This is a genomic window from Vibrio sp. N418, assembly GCF_000222565.1.
GTDB lineage: Bacteria > Pseudomonadota > Gammaproteobacteria > Enterobacterales > Vibrionaceae > Vibrio > Vibrio scophthalmi.
The window spans coordinates 1-213 of record NZ_AFWD01000015.1; the positions used below are offsets into that span (position 1 = coordinate 1).

General features: G+C 53.1%; 1 protein-coding gene. It reads left to right on the top strand.

Annotated features, from left to right (window positions below):
* On the top strand, nt 1-213 hold a 213-nt coding region (locus RH86_RS02335), incomplete at both ends, for a VCBS domain-containing protein (protein ID WP_009384750.1).

Below are 213 nucleotides of genomic sequence, written 5' to 3' on the forward strand. Positions count from 1 at the left end.
CGTCACGCCAGCAGGCGCACTCGGCGAGCTTACCATCGATGAAAACGGCAACTGGGTCTACAACGTCGATAACGCGGACGTGCAATACCTTGCTCAAGATGAAACTAAGGTCGAAACCTTCACTGTCGCCTCAGTGGATGGCACCACACATGACATCGTGATTACCATTACCGGGGTTAACGACAGTGCCGTGATTTCGGGCGATACAATTGG